Genomic DNA, 12,409 nt, shown 5'->3' on the forward strand with positions numbered 1-12,409 from the left:
CCCGCGCCATCCACTTTCAAGTCTTTTTGGCCGCCAGCGCTTGATGAATAAGCGCTGATAGCTATATTTTCAATAGCAAATGCACGGTAACGAAGCCGCTTCCGACTGGGTCCGCCGCTGGTCCCACCTGATCGCGCCGGGCAGCACGGTGCTCGACGTGGCCTGCGGCGCCGGGCGCCACCTGCGCTGGCTGCATGGCCTGGGCCACCCCGTGGTGGGGGTGGACCGCTCTGCCGAGGCCCTGGCCGCCTGCGAGGGGCTGGGGGAACTCGTCCTGGCCGACATCGAGAACGGCCCATGGCCGCTGGCGGGCCGCCGGTTTGGCGCCGTGGTCGTCACCAACTACCTGTGGCGGCCCCTGCTGCCCACCCTGGTGGAGAGCGTCGCACCGGGTGGCGTGCTGATCTACGAAACCTTTGCGCACGGCAACGGCACCGTGGGCCGCCCTGCGCGGCCGGAATTCCTGCTGGCGCCCGGGGAATTGCTGAGCGCCTGCGCCGGGCTGCGCACCGTGGCCTACGAGGACGGCTTCCTGCAAAACCCCGACCGTTTCGTGCAACGCATCACGGCCGTGCGGGAACTCCCGCACGCTGGCGGCCCCTCGCGGAATCTTTTGGCCATGCCGCCTAGTTAGAATGCCCTTTTACCGTTTACCACTGCGGACATGACCTCTTCCTCCGTCCCCCTTACCGGCAGCATCGTCGCCCTCGTCACCCCCATGCACGAGGACGGTAGCGTGGACTACCCGGCCCTGCGCAAACTGATCGACTGGCACATCGCCGAAGGCACCGACTGCATCGGTGTGGTGGGCACCACGGGCGAATCGCCCACCGTCAATGTCGAAGAACACTGCGAAATCATCCGCGTGGCCGTCGAGCAATCCGCCAAGCGCGTGCCCATCATGGCGGGCTGCGGCGCCAACTCCACCGCCGAAGCCATCGAACTGGCCAAGTTCGCGCGCGGCGTCGGGGCCGACAGCCAGCTGCAGGTCGTGCCCTACTACAACAAGCCCACGCAAGAGGGCCAGTTCCAGCATTTCAAGGCGATCGCCGAAGCCACGGGCGACCTGCCCATCGTGCTGTACAACGTGCCCGGCCGCTCGGTGGCCGATATGCAGCACGACACCGTGCTGCGCCTGGCCCAGGTGCCCGGCATCATCGGCATCAAGGAAGCCACCGGCAACATCGAGCGTGCGCAGTGGCTCATCCGCGATGTGCCCAAGGGCTTCGCCGTGTATTCGGGCGACGACCCGACCGCCGTGGCGCTCATGCTGTGCGGCGGCCACGGCAACATCAGCGTGACGGCCAACGTGGCGCCGCGCCTCATGCACGAGCTGTGCGTGGCAGCGCTGGCAGGCAATGTGCAGCGCGCGATGCAGATCCAGTTACAGCTGATGCCCGTGCACAAGAACCTGTTTGTCGAAGCCAACCCCATCCCGGTCAAGTGGGCCGTGGCCCGCATGGGCCTGTGTGGTGGCACCATGCGCCTGCCCATGACACCGCTGGCCAGCAGCAACGAGGCTGTGGTCGAATCCGCGCTGCGCACCAGCGGCCTGATCTAATCCGGGCTGCGCCCGCTCCCCGAGACACTCTCCAAGGATTTCCGCGTGAAAGCTGCTACCACCCGCCTGAGCCTGCTGGCCCTTGCCATGGCCCTGTCCGCCTGCGCCGCCCTGGAGGGCGACAAGATCGACTACAAGAGCGCCGCCAAGGGCTCGACCCTGGAGGTTCCGCCCGACCTGACGCAGCTGTCGCGCGATTCGCGCTATGCCGTACCCGGCGGCCCCGTCTCGGCGGCCGCCATGCAGGCCGGCCAGGCCGCGCAGCCCTCGGGCACCGCCAACGCCGCCGCCATGCAACTGGGCGACGTGCGCATCGAGCGCGATGGCAACCAGCGCTGGCTGGTGGTCAACCGCCCGGCGGACAAGCTCTGGGAGCCCGTGCGCGACTTCTGGCAGGAAAGCGGCTTCAACCTGGCCCAGGCCGAGCCCAACGTCGGCATCATGGAAACCGACTGGGCCGAGAACCGCGCCAAGCTGCCACAGGACTTCATCCGCTCCACCATCGGCAAGCTCCTGGATTCGCTGTATTCCACCGGCGAGCGCGACAAATTCCGCACCCGCCTGGAGCGCAATGCCAATGGCGGCACCGAGATCTACATCACCCACCGGGGCATGATCGAGGTGTATGGCACGCAGACCAAGGACAACACCGTCTGGCAGCCCCGCCCGTCGGACCCGGAGCTTGAAACCGAATTCCTGCGCCGCCTGATGGTCAAGCTGGGCGTGAGCCAGGAACAGTCCAAGGCCGTGGTGGCAGCCCCCGCCCTGCGCACGCAATCCGCCCGCATGGCCACTGTGGACAACAAGCCCGTGGTCCAGCTGGACGAAGGCTTTGACCGCGCATGGCGCCGCGTGGGCCTGGCGCTGGACCGCACCGGCTTCACGGTCGAAGACCGCAACCGCAATGAAGGCACCTACTTCGTCCGCTATGTGGCGCCCAACGCCGACAAGAAGGAACCAGGGTTCTTCGGCAAGCTGTTCAGCGGCTCTTCGTCGGCCACGCCCCCGCTCAAGTACCGCATCGTCGTGCGCAGCCAGGGCGAATCCACCACCGTGTCGGTACTCAACGAAGCAGGCGCCCCCGAGTCCTCGGCCAACGCCGAGCGCATCGTGCGCGTGATCGCGGACGACCTCAAGTAACCCGCCGCATCGCCGCGCGGCACGCGTCTGCCTGCGTGCTGTGCGGAGTCCGCGAGGACCGGCCCCGGTCCGCCCCGCGGCACGGCGCAATATCCTCGCCCTCCATGCTGCGTTTCAAGAACCTGGGGAGCGGCAGCACCGGCAATGCCACCGTGGTGGAAGGCCGCTGCGACACGCAGGTGCGCCGCCTCCTGATCGACTGCGGCTTCGGCATCCGGCAACTGCAGGGCCGGCTGGCGCAGGCGCAGCTGCAGATCGAGGACCTGGCCGCGGTTTTCATCACCCACGAACATTCCGACCACATCGGCTGCGCGCAGGCCGTGGCCCTGCGCTACGGCATTCCCGTCTGGATGAGCCAGGGCACCTACGCCGCCCTGGGCCAGCCGGACTTTGGCGGCATGCTGCGCGTCGCGCACGACATGGCACCGATCGACCTGGGCACGTTCGAGGCCCGGCCCTTCACCGTGCCGCATGACGCCCGCGAGCCGCTGCAGCTGCGCTGCTCCGACGGCGCCGCCCACCTGGGGGTGCTGACCGACCTGGGCCATGCCAGCGAGCATGTGCTGCGGCAGCTCGAGGGCTGCCACGCGCTGATGATCGAAGCCAACCACGACCCCGCGCTGCTGGCGGCATCCCGCTACCCCCTCTTTCTGAAGCGCCGCGTAGGCGGCCCCTTCGGCCACCTGGCCAACCGGGTCACGGCGGACATCCTTCGCGCCGTCCGCCATCCGGGCCTGCGGACGGTGGTGGCGGCCCACCTGAGCGCCAAGAACAATGCGCCCTCCATCGCACGTGAGGCGCTGGCCCCTGCCATGGACTGGCCCGTGGAGGCCATCGCCGTGGCCTGCCCCACGGCGGGCACGGCATGGCTGCCGGTGGCGCAGGCGCCGAACTGACACGAGCGCGCCCACCGGCCACCCCGCCCGCCCCCCCCACGGACGGCGCACCACAAAAACACGTTCCGCGCCCGGAAAAGAAAAAGCCCCGACCTTGCGGTGCGGGGCCTTCGGGCAGTGGCTGGTCTTGCAACCAGCCAGGGCCTGCAGCAAATTACTTGGCTGCGGAAGCGCCAGCGGCAGCGGTGGCAGCAGCGTCGGCAGCAGCCTTGGCAGCGTCAGCAGCAGGTGCAGCGGCAGCCGAAGCGGCGTCGGAAGCAGCAGGAGCTGCATCGGAGGCGGCAGGAGCAGGTGCGGGTGCAGGAGCTGGTGCTTCCACGGCAGCAGGTGCTGGTGCTGGAGCGGGTTCTTCCTTCTTGCCACAAGCGGCGAGTGCTGCAGCAGCGATCAGGGCGGCCAGAACGAGAGAGTTCTTCATTTCGATTTTCCTAGTTGGACAGACAGAATCTTGAAAAGCCGCGGCGTCGGGCTCCTGGAAGCCTCGGAACGCGTCGGCACAATGCGCTTTGGCTTGCACCTTTTCGGCGCAGCCGCTAATTATATTGGTATTTAGTCAATACTGACTAACACTGACGAAAGCTTTACACCCCATTGACACGGCGCAAAGCAGGTATTTCATCTACAGACCCAGGGTCGAGGCGGGAAAACCGGGCGAACTCTTGCCACGCACCCACTCGTTGAGATTCTCGCGCAGCAGCACCCGCCGATCGGGTTCGCTGCCCGTGACGCCCACGCACCGCTCGGGGTCCAGGCGCTGCAGCACCCACTGCGGGGACCACAACGCGCTGGGGATATCGAGCGGGTCCGCCGCGGGGCTGCGGCGGCACGTGATGATGTGGTCCCAGGTACCACGCCAGCGCACAAAACGGGCGTGGCGGCGAACCACATCGTCATAGCTGCACGCCAGCATCGTCAAGCGCCGGCTCCCGTGCGCCCAGTGCTGAAGGGCTTCTGCCACGCTGCGCTCACCCAGCGGCCAGTCGTGGAAGTTCGCGTCGCTGATCACGATTTCCGGCCACCCGTCGCGTGCGGCCGTGGCCATCGCGTCGCGCACCAGTTGCTGAAACGCCTCACGGCCGCTGAACCGCCCGGACGGCAGTTCACGCAGCGGATCCGCGGGGGTGGAGGAAGCCTCGGTCATGGGAGCGTCTCCTTGGGATACACCAGTCTTTTCAGCCTTCAGCCCATGCATGCGCCCAGCCGGCATCGCACCAGGACGACAGCAGCTCGAGCGCATCGTCGCTCGCGCGCGCGAGTTCGCGGGCAGTCAGTTGGCGTTCGTCCGCCAGGCGGCGCATCAGCGTCGCGTCGCGGCCCGCGGCACGGTAGCTTTCGCCGTTGATGAACACGTGGTGGGCGTCATACATCATGCGGCTGCGGCGATCCAGGCGCACGCCTTCCAGCATCACGCCCGCGTCCCCGGGCTCGAACCACACGCTGGGCTTGGGCTCGGTCAGATATTCCCCGAGCGCACGCTCCAGCACCAGGGGTTGCGCCAAGGCGCGGGCCAGAGCGGTCCGCGCGAAATCGTGCAGCCCCGCTGGAATGGCGGCGGGCTGGGCAACCGCCGCCTGCTGCGCATCGCGGTACAGCAAGGGACTGCCCTCTTCATCGCCTGCATCCTCCGCCAGACGCACCAGCAGCTCCTGCGCGAGCTCGGCACGGGCCGGCGCCCGAAAGCCTATCGAATAAGTCATGCATTCGCCTTCGGCGATGCCGTCGTGCGCATAGCGGGGCGGCAGGTAGAGCATGTCGCCAGGCTCGAGAACGAACTCCTCTTCCGGCTCGAAGTGGGCCAGCACCTTCAGCGGAATGTCATCGCGCAGCGACAAGTCCTTCTGGCGGCCAATGCGCCAGCGCCGCTTTCCGTGGGCCTGCAGCAGAAAGACGTCATAACTGTCGAAATGCGGACCCACGCCCCCGCCGTCGGCGGCATAGCTGATCATGAGATCGTCCAGGCGCGCCTCGGGCACAAAACGGAACTGCTGCATCAGCGCGTGCACCGCGTCGTTGTGCAGGTCCACACCTTGCACGAGCAGGGTCCAGTCGGGCTGCTGCAGCGCCGGCAGGGCGCGGCGGTTGAACGGTCCGTGGCGCAGCTTCCAGGCGCCCTTGGCCAACTGCACCAGGCGGGACTCCACCCCCTCCTGGGAAGCCAGCGCAAAAAGCTCGGCACGCAGTACAGGCGGCGAAAACTGCGCGATGGCCTGCCGCACCAGCAAAGGCTTCTTCTGCCAGTGGCGGCGCATGAATTGCGCGGGGGTCATGCCGCCGAGCAGGGAAAGGGGTTGCTGGATATCCATGGGAGAGTGGCGCCCCTTTGCGGAGGCATTGGTCAAACTGCGACAATTCTCCTATGGAAATTACCCAACAATGCGTGGTCGCACTGACCTGGACGCTCAAAGACACCCTTGGCGAAGAACTGGATGTTCTCGATGACCCCGTGGAGTTCCTGGTAGGGGGCGACGACCTGCTGCCGCGCATCGAGGAAGCCCTGCAAGGCCACGGCCCGGGGGCCACGCTGGCTCTGCACCTGGAACCCGAGGACGCTTTTGGCGACTTCAACGATCAACTGCTTTTTCTGGAACCCCGGTCCCTGTTTCCGGCGGAGCTGGAAGAAGGGATGACGTTTGACGGAATGGCCCTGCCGGAGGGCTGCAACCCCGATGCACCGCGCAGCGGGCTGTACACCGTGACGGAGATCTATCCAGAGCACGTGGTTCTGGACGGCAACCACCCGCTCGCGGGCATCGCCCTGCGGCTGCAGCTGACGGTGCAGGCCGTGCGCGAAGCCACGGAAGATGAGATTGGCCGGGGCACCGCGGGCACCGGCTTCTTTCGGGTACAGCCGCAGGCGCCCGGCGGCTCCCTGCTGCATTGATTGAGCGGGTGAGCCAGGCCCGGGAATCCTGAACAGCTCAGGATTCCCGCGGTGGCGGCTGCGGGGTTCGGTTTACAGGCGCGAAATCTGGCCGTTGTAGAGGCGCACGCGGTCGCCGATGCGCAGATCGCCCGGACTGCTCACGTCGTAGGCACGATAGCCGCCCTGGTCCAGCTGGACAGAGAGCCGATAGCCCTGGGCATATTCCTGGCTGTTGTTGCGGCCTTCGATGGCATTGCCTGCCACGGCACCGCCCAGGATGCCCACGCCAGTGGCCGCCGCGCGGCCGGAACCCTTGCCGATCTGGTTGCCCAGGACCCCGCCCACGACCGCGCCCAGCACGGCGCCTGCGCCCGAGGTCTGCCCTTGCGAGCGGCCCTGCAGCACTTCGATGTTCGACACACGGCCATACTCGGTGCCCGCCGGGTTGTTCGGGTAGGCGGGCGCAGACTGGTATCCGCCCGAATAGCCTCCCGAATACTGGGGCTGGGGGGCCGACCGGTTGTGGCCGCAGGCCGCCAGGGATCCCACGAGGACAACGGCGCCCACAATGGCAAACGAACGCTTAAATTGCAGCATTTTTCAATCTCCTAAAGTCAGGGGCTGGCGCATGGTCCGACAATCCGGTCCGGGTGCGCATGCCTTGATTGGAACAACGCGCAAGGGTCTTGTCGCGTGGACAAGGGGCTGAGGCCCTGTCCGTAACAGACCCTTCGAAAAGTAAGCCGTGTCTGACAGGCGCCAGCTCCCAGGCCAGAGGGACCCGCCCCTTCAGGCCTTGCCGGTGGACCCGTAGCCGCCCTCTCCCCGCTGGGTCGCCGCGAACTCGGCCACCACGTTGAACTGCGCCTGCACCACCGGCACGATCACCAGTTGCGCCAGCCGCTCCATCGGCTCCAGCGTGAATGCCGTGCCGCTGCGGTTCCAGGCGCTCACCATGAGCTGGCCCTGGTAGTCGCTGTCGATCAATCCGACAAGGTTGCCCAGCACGATGCCGTGCTTGTGGCCGAGGCCCGAGCGCGGCAGGATGAGCGCGGCATATCCCGGGTCCTTGATGTACACGGAGATGCCCGTGGGTACCAGCTGCCATGCGTTCGGCTGCAGGGTCAGCGGCGCGTCCAGGCAGGCCCGCAGGTCCAGGCCCGCGCTGCCGGGCGTGGCATAGGAGGGGAGTTGATCCGCCATGCGCGGGTCCAGAATCTTGACATCGATCTTCACTACTTCTTCTTTCCTGTCTTGCGCTGCTGGGCCACTTGCCGCAGTCGCTCTTGCAATGGTTGCACGCCTGGCGCGGCGCCTGGGGATGAAATGGCCCTGGGCGCCGCGTCCATCAGCCAGCCCAGCGCCCACCAGATGGCCGCCATGGCGACCAGGCCGGCCAAGGACCCCTGGCTGAACAGGAACAGCGCGATCCCCTGCGCGGCGATGAGCAGCAACAGCACCACGCGCACGGTTCGCAGCACGCCCATCAGGGGCCCGAGCGCCTGCGCGAGATCGGGCGGACCGGCGCGGGGGGTCGACCGGGAGCCGCCCGGGGACACCGGTGGCGCAGGGCCGGTGGCCCCCGGAGAGAGGACCTGGGCTTTCCTGGACGGGGCCGGCGCCGTCAGCCGCTCCACATAGCGCGCAAAGTCGCCGTCGGGCGGCGTGTCCCATTCAGGCTTGGTGGAGCCAGTTTTCATACAACCTCCGGGGAAACGAACGTCACGAATCCGATGGCGGCAACCGCGCCGCGATGTCCTCGATGAGCTGCCGCGCCAGCACCCGCTTGGACGCGCGGGGCAGCTCGCGGTGCCCATCGGCATCCACGAGCAGCAGGGCATTGTCGTCCTGTCCGAAGGTGGCGGGCCCGATATTGCCCACCAGCAGCGGCACCCCCTTGCGCGCACGCTTGGCCGTGGCATGGGCCAGGAGATCGTGGCTCTCGGCGGCAAATCCCACGCAGTACAGCTGGCCCGCCTGCGCACGCGGCGACCGCGCCACGCCCGCCAGGATGTCGGGGTTCTCCACAAAGCCCAGCGTGGGGGTCTGGCCGGAGCCGTCTTTCTTGATCTTCTGTGTGGACGGCGCAGCAGGCCGCCAGTCTGCCACTGCCGCCGTTGCTATAAAAATAGAAGCGTCATGCGCTTGCCCCTCAACCGCTGCCAGCATTTCCTGTGCAGACTGGACATTCAGGCGCTGCACCCCGCGCGGCGTGGGCAGATGCACGGGACCGGCCACGAGCGTGACATCGCCCCCCGCTTCGCGCGCCGCGCGGGCGATGGCAAAACCCATCTTGCCGCTGGAGAGGTTGGTGATGCCGCGCACCGGATCGATGGCTTCGAAGGTCGGTCCGGCGGTGACCAGCACCTTGCGCCCCGCCAGCACCTTGGGCGCGAAGAAAGCAACCAGCTCCTCGAGCAGCTCTGAAGGCTCCAGCATGCGGCCGTCGCCGGTTTCTCCGCAGGCCTGGTCGCCATTGCCCACGCCCAGCACGCGGGCGCCGTCCCTGGCCACCTGGGCCAGGTTGCGCGCTGTGGCGGGGTGGGCCCACATCTCGCGGTTCATGGCTGGGGCCAGCAGCAGCGGCACGCGGTCGATGGGGCGTGCCAGGCACAGCAGGCTCAGCAACTCGTCGGCCCGGCCCTGCACCAGCCGCGCGATGAAATCGGCGCTGCAGGGCGTGATCAGGATCGCATCGGCCTCGCGGCTGAGGTTGATGTGCGGCATGTTGTTGGGCTCGCGCGCATCCCACTGCGAGCCGTAGACGGGCCGCCCCGACAGGGCCTGCATGGTCACCGGCGTGATGAATTGCGCGGCCGCCTCGGTCATCACCACCTGCACGGTGGCGCCCTCCTTGATGAGCTGGCGGCACAGATCGGCTGCCTTGTAGCAAGCCACGCCCCCGCTCAGACCCAGAACAATGTGTTTGCCAGCAAGCTCATTCATGCGGCGAATTTAGCAGACGGGGGTGTCCCTGCCGGCAGGGGTGTCGCCGGGGCGCCATCTATAATCCCAATTTCCCACCACCAAAAAAGACATGACCAAATTTGTCTTCGTCACCGGCGGTGTGGTGTCTTCCCTCGGTAAGGGAATCGCCTCAGCCTCCCTTGCCGCGATCCTCGAATCGCGGGGACTCAAAGTCACCCTCATCAAGCTTGACCCCTACATCAACGTAGATCCGGGCACCATGTCGCCGTTCCAGCACGGCGAGGTTTTCGTGACCGACGACGGCGCAGAAACCGACCTGGATCTGGGCCACTATGAGCGTTTCATCGAAACGCGCATGAAGAAAACCAACAACTTCACCACGGGCAAGATTTACCAGTCCGTGCTGGAGAAGGAACGCCGCGGCGACTACCTGGGCAAGACCGTGCAGGTCATCCCGCACGTCACCAACGAGATCCAGGAATTCATCAAGCGCGGCGCCGGCATCGGCACGCCCGATGCCGTGGACGTGGCCATCGTCGAGATCGGCGGCACGGTGGGCGACATCGAATCGCTGCCGTTTCTGGAAGCCGTGCGCCAGATGAGCCTGCGCATGGGCCCCAACAACGCGGCGTTCGTGCACCTGACCTACCTGCCCTGGATCGCAGCGGCCGGCGAGCTCAAGACCAAGCCCACCCAGCACACCGTGCAGAAGCTGCGCGAGATCGGCATCCAGGCCGATGCCCTCTTGTGCCGCGCCGACCGGCGCATTCCCGAGGAAGAGCGCGCCAAGATCTCGCTGTTCACCAACGTGCCCGAGTGGGGCGTGATCAGCATGTGGGACGTGGACACCATCTACAAGGTGCCGCGCATGCTGCACGAGCAGGGCCTGGACGGCCTGATCTGCGACAAGCTGCGCCTGAACACCCCGCCCACCAGCCTCAAGCGCTGGGACGATCTGGTGCACGAAACCGAGCACCCGCAAGGCGAAGTCACCATCGCGATGGTGGGCAAGTACGTGGACCTGTCGGACAGCTACAAGTCCGTCAATGAGGCCCTGCGCCACGCCGGCATGCGCAACCATGTGCGCGTGAAGATCGACCACGTCGACTCGGAGACCATCGATGGCGCCGATGCCGCCGCCAAGCTCGCCAAGTACGACGCCATCCTGGTGCCCGGCGGGTTCGGCGTGCGGGGCGTGGAAGGCAAGATCGCCACCGCCCAGTTCGCCCGCGAGCACAAGGTGCCCTATCTGGGCATCTGCCTGGGCATGCAGGTCGCGACCATCGAGTACGCGCGCCACGTGGCGGGCCTGGCCAACGCCAACAGCACCGAGTTCGACGCCACCACCCCCCACCCCGTGATTGCCCTGATCACCGAGTGGAAGGACGCCGACGGCACCATCAAGAAGCGCGACGAGAACTCCGACCTGGGCGGCACCATGCGCCTGGGCGCACAAAGCTCCGACGTGTCAGCCAACACACTGGCCCACAGCATCTATGGCGACGTGGTGACCGAGCGCCACCGCCACCGCTACGAAGCCAACGTGAACTACCTGGACCAGTTGCGCAAGGCGGGCCTCGTGATCTCCGCGCTGACCCAGCGCGAACAGCTCACCGAGATCGTGGAGCTGCCGAACAACGTGCACCCCTGGTTCATCGGCGTGCAGTTCCACCCCGAGTTCAAGTCGACGCCGTGGAACGGCCACCCGCTGTTCAACGCCTTCATCAAGGCGGCCGTCGAACACCAGCAAGCGGCTACTAAAGCCTGATTGGAGACCTATGCAGCTGTGCGGATTCAATGTCGGCCTGGACCAGCGCTTTTTCCTGATCGCGGGCACCTGCTCCATCGAAGGCCAGCAGATGTCACTGGACGTCGCGGGCCAGCTCAAGGAGGTCTGCACGGCGCTGGGCATCCCTTTGATCTACAAGGGCTCGTTCGACAAGGCCAACCGCTCCTCCGGCACCAGCAAGCGCGGTGTGGGGCTGGAAGCGGGCCTGAAGATCCTCGATGAAGTGCGCCGCCAGTTGCAGCTGCCCATCCTGACCGATGTGCACGACACCTCGCACGTGGCCGAGGTGGCCAGCGTGGTGGACGTGCTGCAAACCCCGGCCTTTCTCTGCCGCCAGACCGACTTCATCCGCGCGGTGGCGCAGTCCGGCAAGCCGGTGAACATCAAGAAGGGCCAGTTCCTCGCGCCCTGGGACATGAAGAACGTCATCGACAAGGCCCGCACGGCCGCGCAGGAAGCCGGCCTCTCGGAAGACCGCTTCCTGGCCTGCGAGCGCGGCGTGAGCTTTGGCTACAACAACCTCGTGGCCGACATGACCAGCCTGGCCGAGATGCGCAACTCCGGCGCGCCGGTGGTGTTCGACGTGACCCACTCGGTACAGAAGCCCGGCGGCCTGGGCGCCGTGAGCGGCGGCGCGCGCGACATGGTGCCGGTGCTGGCCCGCGCGGGCGTGGCCGTGGGCGTGGCGGGCCTTTTCATGGAAACCCACCCCCGGCCCGCCGAGGCCTGGTCGGACGGCCCCAATGCTGTGCCTTTGAAGCACATGAAGGCGCTGCTGGAGACCTTGGTGGCGCTGGACGACATCACCAAGAAAAATGGATTCCTCGAAAACAACTTTGGAGCCTGAGACATGAGCAGTGGTTACGTCATCGCATCCGTCACCGTCACCAACCCTGAGCAGTACGAAGAGTACAAAAAGTGGAGCACCGTGGCCATGCAGGCGCATGGCGCCGAGGTGTGCATTCGCGGCGGCAAGGTGGAAGTGCTGGAGGGCGACTGGAACCCCGGCCGCACCGTGCTGCTCAAGTTCCCCAGCTTCGAGGCCGCGCGCGCCTTCTACGACACACCCGAATACCAGAAAGCCAAGGCCGCCCGCGAAGGCGCCGCCATCATGCGCATGGTGTGCGTCGAGGGCATCTGATACGCGGCGGCCAGCTCACGCCGGTCGGGTTGTACCCGGTTCGTACCTGCAGGCTGATTCACTATCAAATCAGTAGCATAAAATGACTACA

The 12,409-nt window shown here is 66.6% G+C and carries 15 protein-coding genes; 8 read left to right on the forward strand and 7 right to left on the reverse strand.

What is annotated here, in order from left to right; genetic code table 11:
* Positions 1–79: 79 nt before the first annotated feature.
* From ACAM51_RS05215 to ACAM51_RS05230, 4 genes are all read left to right on the forward strand, one after another.
* A complete protein-coding gene (locus tag ACAM51_RS05215) occupies positions 80–634 on the forward strand; it encodes a class I SAM-dependent methyltransferase (protein WP_369642919.1) in 555 nt (184 codons plus the stop codon).
* Positions 635–664: 30 nt separating this feature from the next.
* Positions 665–1,561 (forward strand): 4-hydroxy-tetrahydrodipicolinate synthase, encoded by an 897-nt coding sequence (gene dapA, locus ACAM51_RS05220; RefSeq protein ID WP_369642920.1) that lies wholly within the window; start codon positions 665–667, stop codon positions 1,559–1,561.
* A 45-nt stretch (positions 1,562–1,606) separates the two neighbouring features.
* Positions 1,607–2,701 (forward strand): outer membrane protein assembly factor BamC, encoded by a 1,095-nt coding sequence (gene bamC, locus ACAM51_RS05225; protein ID WP_369642921.1) that lies wholly within the window; start codon positions 1,607–1,609, stop codon positions 2,699–2,701.
* Positions 2,702–2,805: 104 nt separating this feature from the next.
* Entirely contained in the window at positions 2,806–3,597 is a 792-nt protein-coding gene (locus ACAM51_RS05230; protein ID WP_369642922.1) for an MBL fold metallo-hydrolase, read from the forward strand.
* Between the two features lie 154 nt (positions 3,598–3,751).
* Here the strand turns inward: ACAM51_RS05230 and ACAM51_RS05235 are convergent, their stop codons facing one another.
* The 3 genes from ACAM51_RS05235 to ACAM51_RS05245 all read right to left on the reverse strand — a co-directional run bounded on the left by ACAM51_RS05235 (position 3,752) and on the right by ACAM51_RS05245 (position 5,900).
* Positions 3,752–4,015, reverse strand: coding sequence for a hypothetical protein (locus tag ACAM51_RS05235; protein WP_218295454.1), 264 nt, complete (start codon positions 4,013–4,015; stop codon positions 3,752–3,754).
* 201 nt (positions 4,016–4,216) lie between these two features.
* The gene (locus tag ACAM51_RS05240) at positions 4,217–4,738 is read right to left on the reverse strand and encodes a hypothetical protein (protein ID WP_218340195.1); all 522 of its coding nucleotides are present in this window, start codon (positions 4,736–4,738) and stop codon (positions 4,217–4,219) included.
* A 31-nt stretch (positions 4,739–4,769) separates the two neighbouring features.
* Positions 4,770–5,900 (reverse strand): cupin domain-containing protein, encoded by a 1,131-nt coding sequence (locus tag ACAM51_RS05245; protein ID WP_369642923.1) that lies wholly within the window; start codon positions 5,898–5,900, stop codon positions 4,770–4,772.
* A 53-nt stretch (positions 5,901–5,953) separates the two neighbouring features.
* Between ACAM51_RS05245 and ACAM51_RS05250 the strand changes: the two genes are divergently transcribed.
* Positions 5,954–6,478 carry a peptidylprolyl isomerase gene (locus ACAM51_RS05250; protein ID WP_218295457.1) on the forward strand — a complete coding sequence of 175 codons (525 nt, stop codon included), beginning with the start codon at positions 5,954–5,956 and terminating at the stop codon, positions 6,476–6,478.
* A gap of 72 nt (positions 6,479–6,550) precedes the next feature.
* Here ACAM51_RS05250 and ACAM51_RS05255 read toward each other — a convergent pair whose 3' ends face one another.
* The 4 genes from ACAM51_RS05255 to coaBC form a co-directional block, all read right to left on the reverse strand.
* Complete coding sequence (locus ACAM51_RS05255; protein ID WP_218340193.1) at positions 6,551–7,057, reverse strand: glycine zipper 2TM domain-containing protein; 507 nt, start codon at positions 7,055–7,057, stop codon at positions 6,551–6,553.
* Positions 7,058–7,249: 192 nt separating this feature from the next.
* Positions 7,250–7,696, reverse strand: a complete 447-nt coding sequence (gene dut / locus ACAM51_RS05260) for a dUTP diphosphatase (protein WP_218295459.1) — start codon at positions 7,694–7,696, stop codon at positions 7,250–7,252.
* Positions 7,696–8,160, reverse strand: a complete 465-nt coding sequence (locus ACAM51_RS05265; RefSeq protein ID WP_369642924.1) for a hypothetical protein — start codon at positions 8,158–8,160, stop codon at positions 7,696–7,698. Before ACAM51_RS05265 ends, dut begins: the two co-directional genes overlap by 1 nt.
* Positions 8,161–8,182: 22 nt before the next feature.
* On the reverse strand, positions 8,183–9,406 hold the full coding sequence (gene coaBC, locus ACAM51_RS05270) for a bifunctional phosphopantothenoylcysteine decarboxylase/phosphopantothenate--cysteine ligase CoaBC (protein ID WP_369642925.1): 1,224 nt from the start codon (positions 9,404–9,406) through the stop codon (positions 8,183–8,185).
* A 91-nt stretch (positions 9,407–9,497) separates the two neighbouring features.
* On the opposite strand from coaBC, the gene ACAM51_RS05275 reads away from it, so the two are divergent.
* The 3 genes from ACAM51_RS05275 to ACAM51_RS05285 are packed head-to-tail and all read left to right on the forward strand — an operon-like array spanning position 9,498 to position 12,318.
* Positions 9,498–11,156, forward strand: a complete 1,659-nt coding sequence (locus ACAM51_RS05275; protein ID WP_218295461.1) for a CTP synthase — start codon at positions 9,498–9,500, stop codon at positions 11,154–11,156.
* Between the two features lie 10 nt (positions 11,157–11,166).
* Entirely contained in the window at positions 11,167–12,024 is an 858-nt protein-coding gene (gene kdsA, locus ACAM51_RS05280) for a 3-deoxy-8-phosphooctulonate synthase (protein ID WP_369642926.1), read from the forward strand.
* Positions 12,025–12,027: 3 nt separating this feature from the next.
* The gene (locus ACAM51_RS05285; RefSeq protein WP_369642927.1) at positions 12,028–12,318 is read left to right on the forward strand and encodes a DUF1330 domain-containing protein; all 291 of its coding nucleotides are present in this window, start codon (positions 12,028–12,030) and stop codon (positions 12,316–12,318) included.
* Positions 12,319–12,409 lie beyond the last annotated feature (91 nt).

It is taken from the genome of Acidovorax sp. A79 (genome assembly GCF_041154505.1).
GTDB lineage: Bacteria > Pseudomonadota > Gammaproteobacteria > Burkholderiales > Burkholderiaceae_C > Acidovorax.

What these genes read in the sequence shown, in the direction of transcription:
- ACAM51_RS05215 (WP_369642919.1), top strand. Translation starts at nt 80, where the DNA reads ATGCACGGTAACGAAGCCGCTTCCGACTGGGTCCGCCGCTGGTCCCAC.
- dapA (WP_369642920.1), top strand. Translation starts at nt 665, where the DNA reads ATGACCTCTTCCTCCGTCCCCCTTACCGGCAGCATCGTCGCCCTCGTC.
- ACAM51_RS05230 (WP_369642922.1), top strand. Translation starts at nt 2,806, where the DNA reads ATGCTGCGTTTCAAGAACCTGGGGAGCGGCAGCACCGGCAATGCCACC.
- ACAM51_RS05235 (WP_218295454.1), bottom strand. Translation starts at nt 4,015, where the DNA reads ATGAAGAACTCTCTCGTTCTGGCCGCCCTGATCGCTGCTGCAGCACTC.
- ACAM51_RS05240 (WP_218340195.1), bottom strand. Translation starts at nt 4,738, where the DNA reads ATGACCGAGGCTTCCTCCACCCCCGCGGATCCGCTGCGTGAACTGCCG.
- ACAM51_RS05245 (WP_369642923.1), bottom strand. Translation starts at nt 5,900, where the DNA reads ATGGATATCCAGCAACCCCTTTCCCTGCTCGGCGGCATGACCCCCGCG.
- ACAM51_RS05250 (WP_218295457.1), top strand. Translation starts at nt 5,954, where the DNA reads ATGGAAATTACCCAACAATGCGTGGTCGCACTGACCTGGACGCTCAAA.
- ACAM51_RS05255 (WP_218340193.1), bottom strand. Translation starts at nt 7,057, where the DNA reads ATGCTGCAATTTAAGCGTTCGTTTGCCATTGTGGGCGCCGTTGTCCTC.
- ACAM51_RS05265 (WP_369642924.1), bottom strand. Translation starts at nt 8,160, where the DNA reads ATGAAAACTGGCTCCACCAAGCCTGAATGGGACACGCCGCCCGACGGC.
- coaBC (WP_369642925.1), bottom strand. Translation starts at nt 9,406, where the DNA reads ATGAATGAGCTTGCTGGCAAACACATTGTTCTGGGTCTGAGCGGGGGC.
- ACAM51_RS05275 (WP_218295461.1), top strand. Translation starts at nt 9,498, where the DNA reads ATGACCAAATTTGTCTTCGTCACCGGCGGTGTGGTGTCTTCCCTCGGT.
- kdsA (WP_369642926.1), top strand. Translation starts at nt 11,167, where the DNA reads ATGCAGCTGTGCGGATTCAATGTCGGCCTGGACCAGCGCTTTTTCCTG.
- ACAM51_RS05285 (WP_369642927.1), top strand. Translation starts at nt 12,028, where the DNA reads ATGAGCAGTGGTTACGTCATCGCATCCGTCACCGTCACCAACCCTGAG.